23 protein-coding genes are annotated in these 21,254 nt (G+C 53.8%); 7 read left to right on the top strand and 16 right to left on the bottom strand.

Annotated elements, in window-relative coordinates:
* Nucleotides 1-12: 12 nt before the first annotated feature.
* Entirely contained in the window at nt 13-660 is a 648-nt protein-coding gene (locus tag ZBT109_RS07025; RefSeq protein ID WP_027705784.1) for a carbonic anhydrase, read from the bottom strand.
* Between the two features lie 162 nt (nt 661-822).
* Between ZBT109_RS07025 and gorA the strand changes: the two genes are divergently transcribed.
* The 3 genes from gorA to ZBT109_RS07010 all read left to right on the top strand — a co-directional run bounded on the left by gorA (nt 823) and on the right by ZBT109_RS07010 (nt 3,347).
* A complete protein-coding gene (gene gorA / locus ZBT109_RS07020) occupies nt 823-2,187 on the top strand; it encodes a glutathione-disulfide reductase (RefSeq protein ID WP_027705783.1) in 1,365 nt (454 codons plus the stop codon).
* 310 nt (nt 2,188-2,497) lie between these two features.
* Nucleotides 2,498-2,722, top strand: coding sequence for a hypothetical protein (locus ZBT109_RS13925; protein ID WP_179949534.1), 225 nt, complete (start codon nt 2,498-2,500; stop codon nt 2,720-2,722).
* 298 nt (nt 2,723-3,020) lie between these two features.
* Nucleotides 3,021-3,347 carry a hypothetical protein gene (locus tag ZBT109_RS07010; protein ID WP_038278931.1) on the top strand — a complete coding sequence of 109 codons (327 nt, stop codon included), beginning with the start codon at nt 3,021-3,023 and terminating at the stop codon, nt 3,345-3,347.
* 73 nt (nt 3,348-3,420) lie between these two features.
* Here the strand turns inward: ZBT109_RS07010 and purH are convergent, their stop codons facing one another.
* Nucleotides 3,421-5,013 (bottom strand): bifunctional phosphoribosylaminoimidazolecarboxamide formyltransferase/IMP cyclohydrolase, encoded by a 1,593-nt coding sequence (gene purH / locus ZBT109_RS07005; protein WP_027705780.1) that lies wholly within the window; start codon nt 5,011-5,013, stop codon nt 3,421-3,423.
* A gap of 507 nt (nt 5,014-5,520) precedes the next feature.
* On the opposite strand from purH, the gene ZBT109_RS07000 reads away from it, so the two are divergent.
* Nucleotides 5,521-5,982, top strand: coding sequence for a hypothetical protein (locus ZBT109_RS07000; RefSeq protein WP_145984498.1), 462 nt, complete (start codon nt 5,521-5,523; stop codon nt 5,980-5,982).
* A 94-nt stretch (nt 5,983-6,076) separates the two neighbouring features.
* On the opposite strand, the gene ZBT109_RS06995 is transcribed toward ZBT109_RS07000, so the two are convergent.
* The 11 genes from ZBT109_RS06995 to accB all read right to left on the bottom strand — a co-directional run bounded on the left by ZBT109_RS06995 (nt 6,077) and on the right by accB (nt 13,332).
* On the bottom strand, nt 6,077-6,394 hold the full coding sequence (locus ZBT109_RS06995) for a LuxR C-terminal-related transcriptional regulator (RefSeq protein ID WP_084261875.1): 318 nt from the start codon (nt 6,392-6,394) through the stop codon (nt 6,077-6,079).
* 36 nt (nt 6,395-6,430) lie between these two features.
* Nucleotides 6,431-6,784, bottom strand: coding sequence for an autoinducer binding domain-containing protein (locus ZBT109_RS13590; RefSeq protein ID WP_145984497.1), 354 nt, complete (start codon nt 6,782-6,784; stop codon nt 6,431-6,433).
* A 242-nt stretch (nt 6,785-7,026) separates the two neighbouring features.
* Nucleotides 7,027-7,176, bottom strand: a complete 150-nt coding sequence (locus ZBT109_RS14215; RefSeq protein ID WP_408646092.1) for a type VI secretion system tube protein Hcp — start codon at nt 7,174-7,176, stop codon at nt 7,027-7,029.
* Nucleotides 7,177-7,323: 147 nt separating this feature from the next.
* Complete coding sequence (locus tag ZBT109_RS14210) at nt 7,324-7,518, bottom strand: LuxR C-terminal-related transcriptional regulator (RefSeq protein WP_408646091.1); 195 nt, start codon at nt 7,516-7,518, stop codon at nt 7,324-7,326.
* Between the two features lie 57 nt (nt 7,519-7,575).
* The gene (locus ZBT109_RS06980) at nt 7,576-8,040 is read right to left on the bottom strand and encodes an autoinducer binding domain-containing protein (RefSeq protein WP_027705777.1); all 465 of its coding nucleotides are present in this window, start codon (nt 8,038-8,040) and stop codon (nt 7,576-7,578) included.
* A gap of 277 nt (nt 8,041-8,317) precedes the next feature.
* Nucleotides 8,318-8,563, bottom strand: coding sequence for a hypothetical protein (locus ZBT109_RS06975; RefSeq protein WP_027705776.1), 246 nt, complete (start codon nt 8,561-8,563; stop codon nt 8,318-8,320).
* A 447-nt stretch (nt 8,564-9,010) separates the two neighbouring features.
* The gene (gene fis, locus ZBT109_RS06970) at nt 9,011-9,316 is read right to left on the bottom strand and encodes a DNA-binding transcriptional regulator Fis (protein ID WP_027705775.1); all 306 of its coding nucleotides are present in this window, start codon (nt 9,314-9,316) and stop codon (nt 9,011-9,013) included.
* A 10-nt stretch (nt 9,317-9,326) separates the two neighbouring features.
* A complete protein-coding gene (dusB, locus tag ZBT109_RS06965) occupies nt 9,327-10,331 on the bottom strand; it encodes a tRNA dihydrouridine synthase DusB (protein WP_051524053.1) in 1,005 nt (334 codons plus the stop codon).
* A gap of 9 nt (nt 10,332-10,340) precedes the next feature.
* Nucleotides 10,341-11,252 carry a 50S ribosomal protein L11 methyltransferase gene (gene prmA, locus ZBT109_RS06960; protein ID WP_027705773.1) on the bottom strand — a complete coding sequence of 304 codons (912 nt, stop codon included), beginning with the start codon at nt 11,250-11,252 and terminating at the stop codon, nt 10,341-10,343.
* 182 nt (nt 11,253-11,434) lie between these two features.
* Nucleotides 11,435-12,784, bottom strand: a complete 1,350-nt coding sequence (accC, locus tag ZBT109_RS06955; RefSeq protein ID WP_027705772.1) for an acetyl-CoA carboxylase biotin carboxylase subunit — start codon at nt 12,782-12,784, stop codon at nt 11,435-11,437.
* Between the two features lie 80 nt (nt 12,785-12,864).
* The gene (gene accB / locus ZBT109_RS06950) at nt 12,865-13,332 is read right to left on the bottom strand and encodes an acetyl-CoA carboxylase biotin carboxyl carrier protein (protein WP_027705771.1); all 468 of its coding nucleotides are present in this window, start codon (nt 13,330-13,332) and stop codon (nt 12,865-12,867) included.
* Nucleotides 13,333-13,414: 82 nt separating this feature from the next.
* On the opposite strand from accB, the gene ZBT109_RS14110 reads away from it, so the two are divergent.
* On the top strand, nt 13,415-13,540 hold the full coding sequence (locus ZBT109_RS14110; RefSeq protein ID WP_267878430.1) for a hypothetical protein: 126 nt from the start codon (nt 13,415-13,417) through the stop codon (nt 13,538-13,540).
* Nucleotides 13,541-13,553: 13 nt separating this feature from the next.
* On the opposite strand, the gene dsbD is transcribed toward ZBT109_RS14110, so the two are convergent.
* Together dsbD and ppa are read right to left on the bottom strand one after the other, a co-directional pair.
* The gene (dsbD, locus tag ZBT109_RS06945; protein ID WP_027705770.1) at nt 13,554-15,395 is read right to left on the bottom strand and encodes a protein-disulfide reductase DsbD; all 1,842 of its coding nucleotides are present in this window, start codon (nt 15,393-15,395) and stop codon (nt 13,554-13,556) included.
* Nucleotides 15,396-15,526: 131 nt separating this feature from the next.
* Nucleotides 15,527-16,060 carry an inorganic diphosphatase gene (ppa, locus tag ZBT109_RS06940; protein ID WP_027705769.1) on the bottom strand — a complete coding sequence of 178 codons (534 nt, stop codon included), beginning with the start codon at nt 16,058-16,060 and terminating at the stop codon, nt 15,527-15,529.
* A gap of 286 nt (nt 16,061-16,346) precedes the next feature.
* Between ppa and ZBT109_RS06935 the strand changes: the two genes are divergently transcribed.
* Complete coding sequence (locus tag ZBT109_RS06935) at nt 16,347-18,086, top strand: protein kinase domain-containing protein (protein WP_027705768.1); 1,740 nt, start codon at nt 16,347-16,349, stop codon at nt 18,084-18,086.
* 185 nt (nt 18,087-18,271) lie between these two features.
* Nucleotides 18,272-19,669: a UDP-N-acetylmuramate:L-alanyl-gamma-D-glutamyl-meso-diaminopimelate ligase gene (gene mpl / locus ZBT109_RS06930; protein WP_027705767.1), complete on the top strand. Its 1,398-nt coding sequence runs from the start codon at nt 18,272-18,274 to the stop codon at nt 19,667-19,669.
* An 87-nt stretch (nt 19,670-19,756) separates the two neighbouring features.
* Here the strand turns inward: mpl and ZBT109_RS06925 are convergent, their stop codons facing one another.
* Nucleotides 19,757-21,136, bottom strand: a complete 1,380-nt coding sequence (locus tag ZBT109_RS06925) for a bifunctional DedA family/phosphatase PAP2 family protein (protein WP_051524051.1) — start codon at nt 21,134-21,136, stop codon at nt 19,757-19,759.
* Nucleotides 21,137-21,254: the final 118 nt, after the last annotated feature.

Genomic DNA, 21,254 nt, shown 5'->3' with positions numbered 1-21,254 from the left:
GGTGACCGGTGTTTATTCCGCACGATCCAGATACAGCTGCTCGACCTGATCCAGACCGGATACGGTGCAATCCAGCGGAGTCACTCGACCGTTCTGCAGGCTGTAACACCAGCCATGGATGACTAGCTCCTGCTCGTTCAGCCATGCCCGCTGGATCACATTGGCACGGGTCAACTTGCGTACCTGACGACGAACGTTGAATTCGCACATCCGATCGACCTGCTGATCGTGAGGCAGGTGAGCCAGCTCGCTGCGGCGGCGTGAGTATTCTTCACGGATATCCAGCAGCCAGTTATCGACCATGCCCGTGGTACCGCCGGGCGTCATGGCGGTCTGGACGCCGCCGCAGCCATAATGGCCGACAACGAGAATATGTTTTACCTTTAGGACTTCGACAGCGTACTGGATCACGGACATCGCGTTGATGTCAGTGGGGTAGACCATATTGCCCACATTGCGGTGTACGAACACTTCGCCCGGGGGAAGGTCAATGATCTGGTTGGCAGGTACACGGCTATCAGAGCAGCCAATCCAGAGGAAATCGGGCGATTGCTGATGCTGGAGCCGGGAAAAGAACTCGGCGTCCTGCTCAGCCATACGATCAGACCAGAGGACATTGCGTTCCAGCAGGTCCTGGATCTCAGGGTGTGCTTGACACATGGCAGACTCATCTTCCAAATGTAAATCAGTGGATGTACAGCATAACGCATCTAACCTTAGTAGTACGGTATGCTTTTAAGGTGTGACGCTTACTTTCCCTGTAAGGATGAGTATTATTCACGTCTCTCTATTTGCAACCCGCTGACAAGGAGCATCGGCAGCATGGCAGAATACGATTATCAGCTTTTCGTGATCGGAGCAGGCTCTGGCGGCGTACGCGCTGCGCGTACGGCAGCTTCACGTGGCGTCAAGGTTGCCGTTGCCGAAGACCGCTATTTAGGCGGTACGTGTGTGAATGTCGGCTGTGTTCCTAAGAAACTTTATAGCATCGCTGCACATTACCATGAAGATTTTTCAGATAGTGAAGGCTTCGGCTGGACGCTAGAGCAGGCCCCACGCTTTACGTGGGCCACCCTGCGTGATCACAAGAAGGATGAGATTTCACGCCTGAACGGGATCTACCAACGCCTGCTGGACAACTCAGGCGTGACGACAATCGAAGGGCGTGCGCGTATCGTCGACGATCATCACGTCGAAGTGAATGGCCAGACATACAGTGCTGAAACGATTCTTGTCGCTGTGGGCGGGTGGCCATGGCGCCCGGACATTCCTGGCAGTGAACATATGATCGACTCCAACGCCGTATTCGACTTGCCGGAGTTCCCGCAGCGCTTTCTCGTCTACGGCGGAGGCTATATCGCCGTCGAGTTCGCGAGTATTTTCAATGGACTGGGAGCCGATACCACACTGGTTTATCGTGGTGAGCTGTTCCTGCGCGGATTCGATCACGAAGTGCGCGAGTTCACTCGCGACGAGATGGCCAAAAAAGGTGTCACACTGACGTTCGATACGTCGATCAACCGCATCGACAGGCAGGCCGACGGTTCACTGCACGTCACGTTGGATAACGGCGATGCCATCGAGGTGGATCAAGTGCTGTGTGCAACAGGGCGCCGGCCACATTTCGACGGTTTGGGGCTGGATAATATCGGCGTCGAGCTGACCGATAGTGGCAAACTTAAGGTCGATGACTACTACCGCACTGCTACCCCATCGGTATGTGCTCTGGGCGATATTATCGAAGGGCCAGAACTGACCCCTGTCGCTCTGGCACATGCCATGCGTTTTGTCAGCTACCACTATGAAAACGTTACTCCATCACCGTTCGATGCTGGCCACGTTGCGACGGCCGTGTTCTGTCATCCTAATATCGGTACCGTTGGGGTCAGCGAAGAGCGCGCTCGCGAACAGTTCGACACGATTCGTGTCTACAGCACCTCGTTCCGCCCGATGAAGCATACGCTTTCGGGACGCGACGCACGCTGCTTGATGAAACTGATTGTCGACGATGCCAGCGACCGCGTCGTTGGCGCGCATATGGTGGGGGACGATGCAGGAGAGCTTATCCAAGGGATTGCTATTGCCGTACGGGCAGGGCTGACCAAAGCTGATTTCGATGCCACGATAGGCATTCATCCTACAAGCGCCGAAGAATTCGTCACCATGCGTACACTGACACGCCACTGATGAATCAAAGCAAGGTGGATCGTTAAGAGGCTTTGCTCTGATAACAAGGTTGTCGCTGTCGATAGCGCTTATCCGTTATCTACCCAATAGAAGCCGCCTGACGTAGATGTCTGGCGGTTTTTTATTGTCCTGGATAGATGTATTTCATATTGTTTTAGGAAATAGAAATATAGATTTTTTGGCTGATCGCTAGTTATTATACGGATGCTTTATTGATTGTATTAAATTGCATTAACTGTCACATAAAAAATATGTCTTGCAAGAGATTGTTTAATAACCTGAGCGATTACTTTTGCCCTTTCTAAAGTAGATGGCTTTTGCCGCAATTTTTTGGTTTGAAGCCCCCTCAATGTGGGGTTATGAAACATGCTTTAACAATAGAGCTAGGGATAAAAAGCCTGCCTATATAAAAAAGGCAAAGGCAAAGGCAAAGGCAAAGGCAAAGGCAAAGGCAAAGGCAAAGGCAAAGGCAAAGGCAAAGGCAAAGGCAAAGGCAAAGGCAAAGGCAAAGGCAAAGGCCAAGGCCATTATATAGGCGGTATAAAATTTTTATTTTTATGATGTTAAGATGGCAGCTTTCACGATTAACACTGAAATTAATTTTTATATATCGGGTCTTTTTAACGGCTATATCAAGTCGCAATAGGTTGTTGCCATTTCGTGCCAACGTATAAAACAATCAAGCGGATATAACTCGTATCGTATTTATATTTGGTGATTGTAGACTCAAATAATAGGCCGTGTCCCTCTTTTATTGAATAGGTGCTTAACTTAAAAGGTACAGCATATGCACACGCTTCCGTGTGCGTCATTCACTATAAAAGGAATCTTATATGCACGACAACACACCTATTCATTGTCACATGGTCAAAAAAACGATCTTGAGTGTAGGTTTTCTGCTGGTCGCTGTCAGCTTGGCCAATACCGTAGGTGCGCAAGATCTAGGCGGCTTCTGGCAAAGCAGTGAAATGAGGGGATCCGGCACCGAGGAGCCTTCTCGCGCTGAGGTTTGGAGCAATCAGTGGCGCAGCGCCTATAACCGATGCAAGAGTGCGTTTGCTGACACTCGCTCAGTGCGCCTTGAACGCGTGATAGCCAGTCGCCTTGGTACTGGGCGGTTCAATATGACCGGTGAGTGGATTTGTAGTAACGACGCATAACTGTCGTTGAGGGAGAATACAGCCGCGCCCTTCAGTGGAGAAGGGCGCGGCTATTGCGTTTCTGGGATACGGATCAGTGACGGAAGTGGCGCTTCCCGGTGAAGATCATAGCGATGCCAGCTTCGTTGGCAGCTTGGATAACCTCTTCATCACGGATGGAACCGCCGGGCTGAATAACGGCCTTGATCCCGACACTGGCGGCGTTGTCGATGCCGTCGCGGAACGGGAAGAAGGCGTCAGAAGCCATAACGGCGCCTTCAACCTGTAGACCGGCATGCTCGGCCTTGATGGCAGCGATGCGGGCAGAGTTGACGCGGCTCATCTGACCCGCCCCTACACCGATGGTGCGTTCGTCACGGGCATAGACAATGGCGTTGGACTTCACGAAATGCGCGATATGCCAAGCAAACAGCAGATCGCGGTATTCCTGTTCGGTCGGCGCACGGTCAGTGACGACGTGGAACTCGCTTTCATCGTCGACACCTGCATCTTGCGTCTGGACCAGCAGGCCGCCCGTCACGCGCTTCATGTCCCACTGCGGCTGTGCCGATGTGCTGAAATCACCGCATTCGAGTACGCGAACATTAGGCTTGGCCTGCGTCACGGCCAAAGCTTCTGGTGTGATGCGAGGTGCGATGATGACCTCGACAAACTGCTTACCGATGATATCGCTGGCCGTATCAGCATCCAGCGGACGGTTAAAAGCAATGATGCCCCCGAAGGAGGACTCAGGGTCGGTTTCGAAGGCCCGGGCATAGGCTGTGCGGATACCGCCTTCTTCATCACTGACCGTAGCGACACCACATGGGTTGGCATGTTTGACGATAACACAGGCCGGCGCTTCAAAGCCTTTGACCGCTTCGAGTGCAGCATCAGTGTCGGCGATATTATTGTAGGACAGAGCTTTGCCTTGCAGCGCCTTGGCTGTAGAGATGCAGCCTGCTGGTGGATGCGGCTCGGTATAGAACGCGGCCTGCTGGTGCGGATTTTCGCCGTAGCGCAGGGTGCTCTGCAGATGCAGCTCCGGCTGCCATTCGGTCGGGAACTCGTCTGGCGTCACCGTGGTATCGCCGCGCTGGCAATGCTGCAGATAGTGAGCGATGGCAGTGTCATAGGCTGCAGTATGCGCGAAGGCCTTGCAGGCGAGACGGAAGCGCGTTTCGTGGTCGACCTTACCGTCGTAGCGTTCGAGCGTATTGATCAGAGCAGAGTAGTCCGCTGGATCGACGACGATGGTCGTGTGGCTGTGATTCTTGGCGCAGGAGCGCACCATGGCTGGGCCGCCGATATCGATATTTTCAATAGCATCTTCGAACGAGCAGTCAGGGCGAGCAACAGTGGCTTCGAAGGGGTAAAGATTGACAACGACCATGTCGATGGGAGGAATGTCTCGCGCTTTCATGACGCCATCATCAATGCCGCGGCGTCCCAAGATGCCACCATGGATACGAGGATGCAGGGTTTTGACGCGACCGCCCATAATTTCTGGGAAACCGGTGTGCTCGGAGACTTCCGTCACTTCGATCCCGTGTTCTTTGAGCGTGCGGTAGGTTCCGCCTGTAGACAGCAGCTCGACTCCGTGTCCGATAAGCGCTTGAGCGAGCGGTACTAGCCCTTGCTTGTCCGAAACGCTCAACAAGGCACGACGAACGGGTGTCAACGACATGGTAGATGATCTCCTGGGCAAAGTAGTAGACAGACACTGCATAAATGACACGTTTGCCCTGAGGTCTTGCCTCCTTCTGCGGGAGGTTACAACCGCAGGGATACTGTTTTTTCCAAGAGCGTATCGTCGCTTTTGGAAACAAACAGATATAGCTTGCCCTGCACAGGGCAAGCCCTCAATAGAACATCGAAAGTACAGCAGAATGGCGTGAAAAAACAGTCCCTGCATGCACTGTTCGGGCCTGAGAGACAGCCTTTTGATGTGATGAAATGTGCTATAGGCCCAAGAATAGAGGCCTTGCACAAGGGATTGGCTATCAGTAAAGGTGTGCTAAAAAAAAAGATGAGGTGTTGAATAAAACGGATGGGTGGTGCGCTTTGTCCAATGGGTAATAGCTGAAATTCGTAGTACCTAATGCGTGTGGGCGGTTTTAGTTCGCTTCACGGCAATGGCACTAGGCTGTATCTGAAAGATCATAGTTGTTTCAACCGGTACAGGTCTTGGTATTTGGATGATCAATTTGATCAATATCAGAGCCGACTGGTCAGCCAGCGGAGTGGGCAAAGCAAAAAAGGGATCAATAGAACTTCGCGCTCATGCGTCATGGGCGTAGTCGAAGAGAGGGCACTTCTGGGCGCTCATGCAAAAGAAGCCCGTGCATTATCCTACCGAGAGAGGGCGTTCGGGGTGCGAGTGTCACCTGCTAACGAATGGCTATGGGGGCGCTTTTTTCCGGCGTCAACATGCATGATAGCCGTGCCGTTGACAGCGTTACTGGAAGCTGTGCCTAAGCTGCAGGCGCTGGCGGCATCGTCCGAACAAGCTATACACTACAAAGCCTATGACTACCTGAGTTGTAGGGAAGCCTGTATTGCTCAATGCATCACGCTGCGCATAGCTGCCGAGGCAAGGACAGTTGAATCGAATGTCAAAATAGAGTTTTTTAACATTAATAGGAAAATAAAATAAATACAAGGTCAAGCATCATTCACTAAAGCAATAAATATAATAAAATTATGTGATTGATATAGAAAGGCCCGCTGACAGCGGGCTAGGGGAGTATTTAGTGTAAAAGATTAAGGTAGATAGCTTTTACAATCGCCGAGGTTTTATTTGGAGCATTTAATTTAAGCATGGAATTTCTTAAATGAAAGTTTACAGTACTGCAGCTTAAATTTAGTATCATTCCGATTTCGTCTGCCGTTTTTCCATCACCTGACCACCTTAATACTTCTTTTTCTCGTTCTGAAAGTTTAATATTTTCATTGTGCTTTTTTTGATTTATTTTTGTCAAAATAATCGTGGAAATATATTGCATTTTAAAATATACATTATCAATATCTTTTTGAGATATTGGCGCAGACGTATCTAGCCAAAGCATACTAAATGAGGATTTGCTCTCTATAAATGATTGCGCTCAACCTCCATAATGACCCCATCCATAATATTCATCACATAAATCAGGTACTTTAGAGTACATGTCATCATTCATTGTACCTAGCCAATAAATAGGCTCTATCGTTTGAGAACAATGAAGTGGTACTGGAGCATTGTCATAGCCACCATTTGCATGTTTTTCTACTACATCATCTTCTATAGTATTAATTGCCAATGTCGTTCTATTCGACATTGGTAAAGGAATTTCTGTTCTCCAGCCAGCACTTTCAAAACCAAATTTTTTGGTTGTTTTGAGAGCATAGTCTAGGACATCTTGCATAGTGATGGCTTTTTCTAAATCATTGTATAAATCTATCTGCCACTGGCTGTTCATTTCTCCACCCCCTTTACGACGTTCTTTATCTCATTACTGTAAAGAAATCAAGCTGAATAGCTACTGAACTAAAAGGCAGCTGTAAAGAAATAGACACACTAATGAGGTGGGTCTATGGGCGGGCTTCTTATTTTTTACGTTGACTTCAACACAGCTTACGAAGCATAAGCCTTGTTAGCTGCGCGATCCCAGCCACCGCTGATATTGACTCCAGCTTGGCCGGTTGCACGGCTTTGCTAAGTTTAAGTTAATGAGATGCGCCCATAGTTGAAATTCACATGCTCAAGGGGAAGGTCATCATGAGCGTTCCCAAACGCTGAGACGTTTGTAATAACTACTTCTTCTAGTTTTATTTGAAGGTATTTTTCTTGCTTACTGCCGGCCCTGTTGATGTAATGGATAAAATGTTAGCACTTTTTCTGTCATTCGTACCAAGCGCGCATACCCAAATTGTACAAAATGATGCCTACAGCTACGTTTCTAACGTCGCTGTAGGTGAGGTCGTAAACTGCAATAAAGACGCTCAATTGATATGGAGGTTAATGGAGAAGATTGAGGTAAATAGCTTTAACAATTGCATTTGTTTTATTTGGAGCATTGAGTTTGTACATTGTTTTTCTAAGATGAAAGTTTATAGTGCTGTGACTTAAATTTAATATTTGTGCTATTTCATCAGCAGTTTTACCATCACCACTCCATTTTAAAACTTCTTTTTCGCGCTCTGATAACTGTATATTATTTTTGCTTTCTTGTCTTATCCTACTTATAGCACTATGAACGGCAATTGTAATCTACTCTAGATTGAAGTTGACATGGTTTTCAAGATAAGATTGAGCCATTATTTCTGGGCCATCTACAATAAACATACTAAATTGCCCGCTACCTTCATTTACAGATTGTGCCCATCCTCCTTTATGCCCCCAGCTAAAATATTCTTCTACTAACTCAGGGTCTTTTTCGAAGATTGCACCTTCATTTTTTCCAGTCCATATCGCTGGAATATTTGTTTTTGAGCAATGCATGGTTACTGGAGCTTTATCGTAGCCACCGGAACTGTTTTTTTGATTAACTTTATCTTCGTTAGTACCCAAAACATAAGTTTTTCTATTTACTAAAGGCATTGCAAATTTTGTTTTGAATGTACAAAATTCAAATCCTAAAGGTTTAACTATTTTTAAGCTAGCATCCAAAACATCTTGCATATCAGTCGCACTTTGTAAATCATTAAACAAGTCTATCTGCCACTGACTATTCATTTTGTCGCACCCCGTTTTTGACGTTCTTTATCTCGTTACTGTAAAGAAATCTACGTGCGAAACCACTGCACGAAAGAACAGCTACAAAAAATAGACCCACTCAAAAGGTGGGTCTATATATGGGGAGGAAGTAGAGAGAATTATGAACATCTAAAGCTTACACACACTTTCTCTTCCACTTGACCATCACAAATATAATGTTTTTATATATTTCATTTTTTACATTGATTTCAACACAACTTACGAAGCATACGCCTGAAAAATATAAAGTATGCGGCTATTTTTTGAATTCGATTAGTATAAATTTAATTATTCTTACAGCAATGCAAACAATAAATGCACTTACAGCTATCTGCAAAGATAGGGCTATCATATCTATATTGTCGTAAGCATCTTCTCCATCGCCAATATTCATCCAAACACTGTGTTCTGCTATAAAGTCAGATAATGCTGAAAATGGAATAATGAAAGTTACGGCAAATGTCGCAAAGATATAGAGAACTAATTTTGCTATTTTCTTCATGCTACATATCCTTGGGGTCAGGAGAAATATTGTATTATTGAATAATCAGGATGGCCAATAACTCTTAGAGACTGTTTCATAACCGGAACGATGGCTTCTACCTTTTCTAAAATAGACGGCTTTTAGCGCAGATTTGTGGTTTGAAGTCCCTTCAATGACACGGGCATTGGAGCTATGAAACATGCACTTATTCATTCAGCTTAGAGGGGAGCGATGGTCATTGAAGAGGGCTGGGCGGTTAACGTCCAGAAAACTGATCCTAGCCACTATTGAACACTACTGGTATGGCTTGAACTTTTTTGTGCGCTACACGCTACATAGCCAAAGTTATTTTTTAGCGTGTATACAGCCTATCGCCGTGACCTGTCTCTTGGTTGAGCAATACATGTCACGGCGTGTCACTGGCAGTGGTGCCAATAAGGCTGATGCAGGAGTAGAGGAGGGCGGTTACAGCAGGTTGTACTGTTTGAGTTTCTTGCGCAGTGTGCCGCGATTGAGTCCGAGCATCTGCGAGGCGTGCGTTTGGTTGCCGTGCACGTAGTCCATGACACTGCTGAGCAGGGGGGCTTCGACTTCGGCCAGTACCATGTCATACAGGTCGGTTACCGTCTCTCCGTCCAGATGATGGAAATAGCGCTGCATTGTTGCGGCAACGGTCTCGCGTAGCGTCGCCTGCGATTCCTGCACAGCGTGCTGCGGGGCAGAAGAGGCGGGATGCGTGTCGGCGTGCTTTGGTTGTGTATCGTGACTCATGATGTCTTTCTCACATGCTGGCGCATATTGGCGACAGAAATGCGTGCACGAACGCGCGCTGTTGCTCTGGCGTCTCGAGTGCATTGAAACGGGCGCGAGCCTGTTGGCCTTCTGGTAGGGTCTGAAGGTACCAGCCCACATGCTTTCGGGCGATGCGCACGCCCATATAATCGCCGTAGTGTTGGTATAGCGCGCTTAAGTGCGTCTGCATAACCGCGAGCCGTTCGTCGGCAGAGGGGGGGGCCAGATGCTCTCCCGTCTGCAGGTAGTGAACGATCTCCCTGAACAGCCATGGGTTCCCTTGGGCGCTGCGGCCGATCATGACAGCATCAGCCTTAGTGTGTTGCAGAACGCGATAGGCCTTTTCCGGTGAGTCGATATCGCCATTGGCGAATACCGGAATATCGATGGCCTGCCGGATAGCAGCGATCGTGTCGTATTCCGCTTCGCCAGTATAGCGTTGTTCACGCGTACGGCCGTGAACGGCGAGCGCTTGAATGCCCAGTGACTCGGCTAGCCGAGCGATGCGAATGCCGTTGCGCGTATTTTCGCACCACCCCGTACGGATCTTGAGCGTGACCGGTACGTCGACGGCAGATACTACGGTGGCTAAGATATCGCCGACCAGTCGTTCATCGCGTAGCAGCGCTGAGCCGGCAGCCTTGTTGCACACTTTCTTAGCCGGACAGCCCATGTTGATGTCGATGATCTGGGCACCGTGCTCGACATTGCCTCGTGCTGCGTCTGCGAGCATCTCGGGATCGCCGCCGGCGATCTGAACGATGCGGGGCTCGGGTTCGCCACGATGGTCAAGGCGCAGCTTCGACTTTGCCGTATGCCATAGGTTCCGGTCGGAGGTGACCATTTCCGACACGGTTAGCCCCGCGCCCAGCTGTCGGCACAGCTGACGAAAAGGACGATCCGTGACACCGGCCATCGGAGCCAGAATGCACGGTGTCGTCAGCGCATAAGGGCCAATGGTGGGCAGTCGCGGCGGCAGAACGGTAAAGCTCATGCGTTTACATCACTCCGGGCGGTAACCATCGACGCGAATCCAGCCTTCACGATCTACCGGTGGCTTGACGAACAGGCCCTGTGCTTCATACGCCGCAACGATATCATTGGCTTGGTTGGCCAGAATGCCGGACAACGCAAAGCGGCCACCGGGGGCAATATAGCCAGCGATCATAGGCGCCAGTTCGACGAGTGGTCCAGCCAAAATGTTGGCCACAACGATATCGTAGGTTTCCTGCGGTGCATTTTCGGGGTAGTGCAGGGTGAACTGCGCGTCCTCGATGGCGTTGCGTTGAGCATTGTCGCGGCTGGCGAGCAGGGCTTGTGGGTCGATGTCGGTGCCGCGGGCATAGCGCGCGCCCAGCTTGAGGCCTGCGATTGCCAGAATGCCAGAACCGCAGCCTACATCCAGCAGGGTATGATCTTGTAGAACACCTTCCACGGCTTGCTGGTCCAGCCATTCCAAGCACAGTGCTGTGGTCGGGTGCGTGCCGGTGCCGAAGGCAAGGCCGGGATCAAGGATGAGGTTGACGGCATTCGGTTCGGGCGGTTCGTGCCAGCTCGGAACGATCCATAAACGTTCGCCCATACGCAGCGGATGGAAGTCGTCCATCCAAACACGCGTCCAGTCCTGATCTTGTAGGATCTCGTAGTCGATCTGTGGAGCGGGGACCTCTGGCAGCTGACTAGCCCAGCCTTGTTGTACACGACTGAGCATGCCGTCAACGCCTTCAAGGTCGTCATACAGCCCTTTCAGTACGGTATGTGCCCATAATGGCGTGGTGCCGCGCTCAGGTTCAAATACCGGTGTGTCCTCGGCATCTTCGAGCGTGATGGCGCAAGCACCCTCATCGGTCAGCAGTGATTCGAGCAGATCGGCGTGTTCAGGATCGATACAGGCCTTGAGCTGAAGCCATGCCATGGCAGCAATACCTCGGTAAGCACGGCCAGTGTCGCGATAAAACGACACTGGCGTGAAAGTCAGAAGAGAGAAGCATGCAGGCAGCTATAAAAGCTGCACCTGCGAAAAGAGCGGCACCTGGCCGCTCTTTCGAAGCGAAATAACAGGCCCTGGTTTATACCAAAAGGCCTGCCGATTTTCACTCAGTGCTTTTTCGACGCCAGCGAATTTTCTAGATAGTGGATGTTGACGCCGCCCTTGATGAAGGCTTCGTCACGCACCAGACGCTGTTGCATCGGGATATTCGTCTTGATGCCTTCCACCAAGATCTCATCGAGGGCGTTGCGCATGCGTGTCAGCGCGCTAGCACGGTCATCGCCCCACGTGATCAGCTTGCCGATCAAAGAGTCGTAGTACGGCGGAACGGTGTAGCCGGTGTAGATATGGGAGTCCATACGTACGCCGATACCGCCCGGTGCGTGGTAGAAGGTGATCTTGCCGGGAGACGGCATAAACGTATCAGCATCTTCGGCGTTGATGCGGCACTCGAAGGCGTGACCACGCAGCTTGATATCTTCCTGACGAATGGACAGCGGCAGACCGGAAGCGACGCGCAGCTGTTCCTTGACGATATCAACACCGGTCACCATTTCAGTGACGGGGTGTTCGACCTGCACGCGGGTGTTCATTTCGATGAAGAAGAAACGACCATTTTCGTACAGGAATTCGAACGTACCGGCACCACGGTAGCCAATTTTGATGCAGGCATCGACGCAGGACTTGAGCACGTGCGCACGCGCTTCAGGATCGACACCCGGTGCTGGAGCTTCTTCCAGTACCTTCTGGTGGCGACGCTGCAGCGAGCAGTCACGGTCGTAAAGATGGACAGCATTCCCTTGTCCGTCAGCCAGCACCTGAACTTCGATGTGGCGCGGGTTTTCCAGGAATTTCTCCATGTAGACCACGTCGCTACCGAATGCGGCATTGGCTTCGGTCTTGGTGACGCTGACCGCTTCCAGCAGTTCGCTTTCTTCACGCACGACGCGCATACCGCGACCACCACCACCTGCGGCAGCTTTGACGATGACCGGGTAGCCGATGCGGCGACCGAAGTCGATGATCTTCTGATCATCGGCCGGCAGCGGGCCATCGGAACCGGGGACGGTCGGTACGCCAGCGGCTTTCATAGATTCGATAGCCGATACCTTGTCACCCATTAGACGGATGACGTCGGCGGTCGGGCCGATGAAGGCGAAACCAGAGCGCTCTACCTGCTCGGCAAAGTCGGCGTTCTCGGACAGGAAACCATAGCCAGGATGGATGGCGGAGGCGTCGGTGACCTCAGCGGCAGAAATCAGTGCCGGAATGTTGAGGTAGGACTGGGCCGGGGAAGCCGGGCCGATGCAGACGGCTTCGTCTGCTAGGCGGACGTGAATGAGGTCACGATCGGCTTTCGAATGAACGGCCACCGTTCTGATGCCGAGCTCCTTGCATGCACGCAGGATACGCAGTGCAATTTCGCCGCGGTTGGCGATCAGTACCTTTTGCAACATGATCTTCTCGCAGATTCGGTGAGACAGGTGCAGCAAGACACCCTGTCAGGCGCAGTGCGCTGCTGACAGGGGCAAGTGGCTCAGAGGATGGTAACCAGCGGCTGGTCGAATTCGACCGGCTGACCGTCTTCAACGAGTACGGCACCGATGATGCCGTCCTTGTCCGCTTCGATCTGGTTCATCATCTTCATGGCTTCGACGATGCAGACGGTATCGCCCTTGCGGACCTGCTGACCTTCTTCAACGAACGGTTTAGCGCCCGGCGCGGAAGCGCGGTAGAAGGTGCCGACCATCGGAGAGTTGACCGCGTGGCCTGCCGGAGCGGCAGGCGCTGCCGGTGCTTCTGCGGCAGCAGGTGCGGGAGCGGCAGGTGCTGCGGCTTGAACCGGCTGCGGAGCAGAGTAGTAAGCGGTGACCGGTGCCTGGCCGCCTACCTGGCTGAAGTTGCGGCTGATGCGGACGGATTCTTCGCCTTCCTGAATTTCGATTTCGCTGACGTTGGATTCTTCCAGCAGTTCGATCAGTTTTTTGACCTTGCGAATGTCCATGTGTAATTCAGTTCCGATAGCTGTGAAATGAATACCCCTGTGCCTTGGGACAGCAGGAGCGTAGATCAAGAGGGCTTAGCGCGTGAGTCGTGCAGAGGTCAGCGATAAGGGTGACGCTGTTAACCTGTGCAAGAACTTCGAAGATCGCTTCATGATAGTCGAAGATATGCCCGCTCAGCCGATGGAGATGGAGTTTGCCGAAAATTAAAGGCAGTGTCTAGTCATGGCTGAGCACGACGTGATGCGTTCAGCACCGCGCGCAGGTGGTTTTCCACTTCTTCTCGCGAACGTTCGCCGACGATACGCTCATCGGCAGCCTCTTGTCCCTCAACGAAAAATAGAACGCCTGGGGGGCCAAATAAACCGTGGTCTCGCAGAAATTCGAGCGTCTTTTTGTCAGGATGCGTGACATCCAGTCGAAAACCCCGAAAAAGACTCAGAATTGGCTGCAATTCGGGCGCTGCATATACCGTGCGCTCCATCTGCTGGCAGCTGGTGCACCAATCTGCATAGATATCAATCAGTAGCGGCTGACTTGAGCTGTCGTTCAGTACGCGCTGCAACGTCTCTATACGGTTGATGCGAGGCCAAGGCGAGGCTGTATCGGAAGAGGGCCTTAAGCGTGGCTCAGTGGTGGCTGTAGCGGTAAAAGAGGCCAATGGGCGAAGTGGGTCGTGACCGCCAGCCGCTGCGCCTGCAATACAGGCGACACTCCATATGGCTACTGCCCAGCCAGTGACCTGCAGTAGTGCTCGGCTTCCTTGTTGGGGTGGCAAGCCTGCGCCCAGTAGTCGCGCCCCACCCAGTCCCCAGATGCCCCATAGCAGCAGAGTGCATGCTGGCGGCAGGATGCGGGCCAGTAGCCATAGTGCTGTGCCCAGTAGCATCAACCCGAACAGGCCCTTGACCGTGGTCATCCATGCGCCTGCACGTGGCAGCAGTCCCGCCCCGAATGTACAGCAAATAATGATGGGGGTGCCCATGCCTAGCGCAAGTGCCACCAGCCCCAGCATGGCCATAACGACGTTGCCTGTTGTGCTGAGGTAGACCAACACGCCGGCCAACGGGGCAGACAGGCATGGGGAGAGCACCAAGGTTGAAAGCGCGCCGGTAGCGACCGTACCGATCAGGCCGCGTTGATGCAGACGATCATTGGCATTTTGCATGCGCATGGACAGCCACAGTGGCAGTCGCAGCTGATAGAGATCGAACAGCCAGCCCGCTGCCACAATGCAGGCAACCGCCATCGGAACCAGTACCCAAGCGCGCTGTAATTGGGCTTGCAGTTGCAGGCTGCTGCCGAACAGTCCTACTACTAGACCCAATAGCGCGTAGGCGATGACCATGCCTACCACGTACGCCAGCGACAGGCCCAGCGCTTGGCGTCGAGACGGTGTGCGGCCCACCACGATCGCACAGGCGATGGGCAGCATGGGCAGCACGCAGGGCGTAAAGGTTAGGCCAATACCCGCCGCAAAAAGCACCAGTAGTGTCCAGGGTGACAGCGCGGGGGCTATTGGGGGGGCGCTGAGGACCTTATTCGTAGTGCTGGGGTGCGGGGGGGCAGAAGATGTAGCGCTTGCCGGTGCGCTGAGCGTTTTTTGCATGGGCGGGTAGCACAGCCCCGCTTCGGCGCAGCCCTGATAGCGGATGTCGATAGGGGCCGAATTGCTCTGCCAGTCGGGCAGTGTGATGCGTGCTTGGTCGTGATAGACCGAGACCAGGCCAAATGCGGGGTCGTCTTTCTGCTGAGGAGGACTGAATTGGGCGCGGTCGGTAATATCCTGACCCGCTTGAGTGAGATGAATGCGATCCCGGTACAGGTAGTAACCTGGGGCTGCCTCAAGCGCAATGTACGGGCCGTGTTCGCTTTCGGCACTATCGACCTTGAACGCTTGGTCCGGTGGCAGAAACGATGGCGTGGCTGGCGTTGCGGTGTCGGCCACTAGGTGGCGCTGAATGATGGACGGCGGCGTATTGTCGGCATGGGCTGACAGAGAGAACAGCGGTAGGATCAGCGTCCACAGGCATAATAGCCGAGTACAGAAGCGAGGCATGGGCATGCAGAAAAGTGCTCCGCGCGTAAAGGGAAGAGCGGCAAAGAGAGGGATCGCTGGCCGACAACATGGCAAGCCTGCGTGGATAAGCAAGAAGCGCCCCTGAACGGAGCGCTTCGTAGCACGTCAAGGCCGCATCATTTCTGTGCGTTGTAGGCCTCAACGGCTTTGAGGATGGCGTCGCGTGCTGCCTGAGCGCCTTCCCAGCCGTCAACCTTGACCCATTTGCCTGCTTCGAGGTCTTTGTAGTGCTCGAAGAAGTGGGCAATTTGCTGGCGCAGAAGTTCCGGAAGATCGGTCACTTCTTTGACATCATTGTACAGCGTGGTGAGTTTGGCGTGCGGTACGCAGACCAGTTTGGTATCTTCACCGGCTTCGTCGGACATGTTCAGCATGCCGACGGCACGAGCGCGGATGACGCTACCCGGCTGAACAGGATACGGCGTAACGACCAGTGCATCGAGGGGGTCACCGTCGTCAGCCAGTGTGCGAGAGATGTAACCGTAGTTGGCCGGATAGAACATCGGAGTGGCCATAAAGCGGTCGACCATCAGCGCATCGAAATCCTTGTCGATTTCGTATTTGATCGGCGTGTGCTGTGCCGGAATTTCGATGACGACGTAGATGTCATCGGGCAGTGACTTGCCCGCAGGGATGTCTTTGAAACTCATGAAGAAAGGCCTTGATGTCATGAATACAGGTTGAAGGTGCGGCAGTTGGCTCAAGCGCAGGCACTTGACGCACACATATACCTTGAGCCGCTGTCCGTGGACAGCGCCAGAGTATACGAAGTCGTTGCGGGGATTACCAATCTGCCGATAAGCAATCCGCTGAATTATCGTTTCGAGACGGCATGTTTCGTGGCTTTGGCGAAAGATGCCCCCGACTTTTTGCGCATCGAAAACAGGCGCGTGTCTCTCTATTATATGTTCCCTTATGTTGCATGGAGACGTTTCGTTGGCACATCAACTGATACTGAGCTCTGGGCAAGCTTTCGTGGCCGCCATGCCTCGCCATCACCGTTCTTTCATGGCGGTGCAATGCCCTCAGGTATTGCCGGAGCCACAGTACGGAGGATGCGCCGTCATCGCTGACTCCCCGTCACGCAATGCCATTGCCCGTCAGGCGGCGGATCTGGCGGTGCGAGGGTTCATCGACGATTACTATTCCACGCCGGAGCACTGGGACACCAAGTATGCGGTGCATCGTGTACTGCGTGCGCTCAATATGTGGTGCTATAGCCAGAGCCGCTTTATCCGCGGTGGCAGCTATGTCAGTGCCTTCTCCACCATGATCTTTAAGCGCGACATGGCACACCTGTTCCATGCTGGGGATACCCGTGTCTACCGTATCCGTGGCGCGGAATGCGATCAGCTGACGCGTGATCACATTACCGAGCTGGGCGGCTATCGCTATCCTTCGCGAGCGCTGGGGATGGACGTCAATCTCGATATCGAATACATGCGCCTGCCGGTCAAGCCGGGGGACATCTTCCTGTTCACCACTCAGGCGGTGAACGGCACGCTTACGCCTAGTGACTATGTGCAGGTCATCAGTCAGCATGCCATCGACCTGGATGAAGCCTGTCAGCAGCTCTGCCACCGTGCTAGCGAGCAGGCCAGCGAACGTGGTTATGGCGACGATTCGTTTTGCTTCCAGTTGGTGCGTGTCGATCAGATCGAAGCGACTTCCGATGAACAGCAGCAAACAGCATCGCTGCTGGACGGGGAGCCTCCGGTGCCTCCCGAGCTGCGCGTGGGGGATGAACTGGACGGTTACCTGATCGAAGAGGTCACGCAACGTACCGAGAAAGTGCGCATTTATCGGGTGTTGGATCCTGACAGTGGGCGCCGTTTCGTACTCAAAACCATCAGCCCCCAATTGTCGCGGCGCAGCCCGTTTCTCAAGCATTTCGTGCACCAGCGTGAGCTGATCGAACGCGTCCGCTCACCGTTTATCAATCGCGTGGCCAATCCTCCACGCCCGCGCAACTACTATTACTATCTGCTGAACTACATCGAAGGTGATCTACTACCCGATTGGCTGCGTGCGCATCCGAACGTTTCTTACGAGCATCGTCTCGATCTGGCGCGCCAGATGTGCAAGGCGGTATCGACGCTGACGCACAACAATGTTATTCATCAGCGGCTGCGGCCCGAGTCGTTCTTGATCGACGCGCATGGCCAGATCATGCTGGTCGACTTTTCCGCCTGTGAAGACCGCGAACTGGCCTCCAAGCAGGAACTGCTATCGCTGACCTGCGATATCGGACTGACGCCGTTCAATGCGCCGGAGTATGCGCTGAACGGTGAAGTGGGGCGGCGTAGCGATCAGTTTTCCCTCGCGGCCCTGATTTACTGGTTGCTGAGCTATCGCTGGACTGGGCGTGAGCCACACGGTGAAATGCCGTATGACGTGCCGCTCGACAGTATCCGCAGCGAGGCAGCGCGTGCGCAGATGACCTATATTCCACTGCGCGAGCGTGTGCCAAGTGTCTCACCTGCGCTGGATGATGCGCTCCAGCGCGCGTTATCGCCGCGTCGTGGGCTGCGCTTCCGGCGTTTATCGGAGTTTCTGGTGGCGTTACGCCCAGAGCAGCGTCACCTTCAGCCCAAAGCGCGTTCCGGTTCGCGCTGGTGGCCTGTCGCGGTGGGCGTATTGATCGTGGTGTGGTTGATCACCTGGTGGTCGCGCTAGCGCAGGATACGGCTATCGCGCTGAAATACGATAATTTTCCCATTCTGGCTGCGCCTTTCGGTGTGCCGATCCGATATCCTGATATATGCGTGCGCCTTTTTAGGCGCATTTCATTTTTTGTCACGCACTGCCGGGCAGGGTGGGCGTGCTTCTCCTGAACCACAGGACAAAAGGCAATCCGACGCATGCATATTCATATTCTGGGCATCTGCGGTACGTTTATGGGTAGTCTGGCGCGTCTGGCGCGCGATGCAGGCCACCACGTCACCGGATCGGATGCTCATGTCTATCCCCCGATGAGCACCCAGCTGGAAGATGCTGGTATTCATCTGATCGAAGGCTATTCTGCTGATAACCTTGAACCGACGCCCGATCTTGTTGTGATCGGGAATGCCATGTCGCGCGGTAATGCTGAGGTGGAGGCCGTATTGAATCGGCGCCTGCCGTATACCAGTGGGCCTCAGTGGCTGCGGGATCATATTCTGGGTCAGCGTCAGGTGCTGGCCGTAGCGGGCACGCACGGTAAGACCACGACCACTAGCATGCTGGCATGGATCCTGAGTGATGCGGGCCTCAATCCCGGCTTTCTAGTTGGCGGCGTGCCGCTCAACTTGGGAGTGTCTTCAGCGCTGGGCGATGCCAATGCGCCTTTTGTTGTCGAGGCCGATGAATACGACAGTGCTTTCTTTGACAAGCGCTCCAAGTTTGTTCACTACCGTCCCGATGTGGCCGTACTCAATAATCTTGAGTTTGATCATGCGGATATCTTCCCTGATTTGGCCGCTATTGAGCGCCAGTTCCATCATCTGGTGCGCACGGTGCCCGGTAACGGCCGTATCCTGCAGGCAGCGGGTGAGGCCGCGTTGGCGCGTGTTATCGCGCAGGGATGCTGGACGCCAGTTGAGCAGTTCGGTGCGGTAACGCACGATGGTTGTCAGTGGCAGTACCAACTGCATGATGCGCTGGGGCAGCGGTTCACACTGAGTTATACGGATCCGCAGCAAGGCGTTATACAGGCTGACGTGCAGTGGGCGTTGCACGGCGAGTACAACGTGCGCAATGCCCTAGCGGCCGCCGCCGCGGCTTACCATGCGGGCGTTTCTATGGCGCAGTCTGCTTCGGCACTGTCCCGCTTCAAGGCACCTCGTCGTCGTCAAGAAGTGCGTGGTGTGGTCAATGACATTGCCGTGATTGACGATTTCGCTCATCACCCGACCGCCGTGGCACTGACGCTGGCCAGTTGGCGTGCCATGGTTGATCAGCAGGGGCATGGTCGTGTGCTGGCCGTACTGGAACCGCGCTCCAACACCATGAAAATGGGCGCGCTGCGCGATCGGCTGGCGGCCAGTGTCGATGATGCTGATCTCAGCTTCTGGTACCGCCCGGCGGGGCTGGGGTGGTCGCTGGAAGACGTGACATGTGCGACACGAGCACCCGCGATGATCTGCGATGACGTGAACGCACTGGTCGACGCCCTTGTCGTCGAAGCGCGTCCCGGTGATCGTATCGTGGTGATGAGCAACGGTGGATTTGAGAATATTCATCAGCGCTTACTGGACGCACTGGCCGCTCGCCATTCGTAAGCCATCGGTTGTCAGCCGTGCATTATGAAAAAAAGCCCGCCTCATTTAGCTAATGAGGCGGGCTTTTTGTTGTCGTGTCGAGTCGACTTAGTGCAGTGGCAGCAGCCACATGCGCAGGGCCAGCAGCACGACCATGCCCAGCATGGGCAGCCATGCACCACACCAGCTCACTTCCTTGCGAGAGAACGCGTGATAGCTGATGTTGACGATCGCGTGCAGTGTCAGCCCCAGCAGTGCGCCTCCAATAAGATCGCTGAGCCAGTGGACGCCGTAGACCAAGCGCGACAGCCCCATCAGGGTCGCCAATGCTAGTGCCGTCCAGAAGCACAGGCTGCGCAGGCGCGCAGGAAGGTGGGCCATCAGGTAGGTCGCCATCAGGCAGCAGAAGATGGCCGCCCCTGATGTGTGTGAGCTGGGATAGGAGTAGGAGTGAAGTAGTCCTGACGGGCGAGGGCGATTCAACAGATGTTTAAGGCCCCAGTTCACGATCGGTACGGCCAGCATGGCACCTGCCCAGTGCAGGGCAATGGCGTAGTAGCGACGCCATGTCCACCAAATGATCCACGGTAGGCTGAGTGCCAGCAGACCGGGGCCATCACCGATCATGGAAGCGAATTTCGCGGCCGTCGTCATATAGGGCAGCTTGGCGAAATCCGCGAACAGATCACGGGTCATGGTATCGATGCCGAGCGGCAGAGGGAGCGCCTTCCAGACGATGAACGTCCATGCGATTAGGCAGGGAAGACTGATGCTCAGCAGCACGATGGCCCCTAGTGGGAAACCGTCGAACGGACTACTGAGCGCGTTCCAGAAGCGGCGGCGGCAGGAGGGCGCACGCATGCGGCGCTCCAGCGCGTAATAGAGCCGTGCTCCCGGCGCGAACAGTGTACGTCCCCACGACAGCAGAAACCCACCAACCAGAAAGGCCGCCAGCAACCCGCCGATCCAGATCGACGCTGCCGCTGAAAAGTGTGCATTCTGGCCCGCGCAGTAGCCGGGCAATAGATAGAGCGGTGCCCAACCAATGGCGGAAATGACGTTGACGACCAGAAAGCGTGACTGCGGCATCCGCATCATCCCCGCAATCATGGGAATGAGGGGGCGCACAGGGCCGACGAAGCGTCCGATCAAAATCGAACGGCCGCCGTGCTTGTTGAAGAACATTTGGCCGCGCGCCAGCCACGATGGGTGGCGGCTGAAGGGCCAGAGGCGCGGAATGCGATGGCACTGGGTTTTGCCCAACCAATAGCTGATGCTGTCGCCGACGGTAGCGCCGAGCGCTCCGCTTGCCAGCATCAGATAGACGTTCATGTCGATCTGGCCGGCGCGCAGTGCAACGCCGAACATCATGATGGTGCCGGGTAGAATCAGCCCCAGCACGGCTACAGATTCGATGGCAGCAACGATGAAGATAGCAATGGCAACCGTTAGCGTAGAGCCCGGCAGTGACGCGATTAGCTCATCCATCGTGATGCCTCCGTGACGCAGGCTGGCAACGGGAGGCAAGTGTAGGGGTAAAAGGTGACAGCAGGCAGCATGATGAGTATCTCGTGGCTGCTTTGTACATGGCAAACAAAGCCCTTAT

The organism is Zymobacter palmae (assembly GCF_003610015.1).
Taxonomy (GTDB): domain Bacteria; phylum Pseudomonadota; class Gammaproteobacteria; order Pseudomonadales; family Halomonadaceae; genus Zymobacter; species Zymobacter palmae.
Note: the sequence above shows the minus strand (reverse complement) of the source record. Positions and strands in the feature narration are given on the sequence as shown.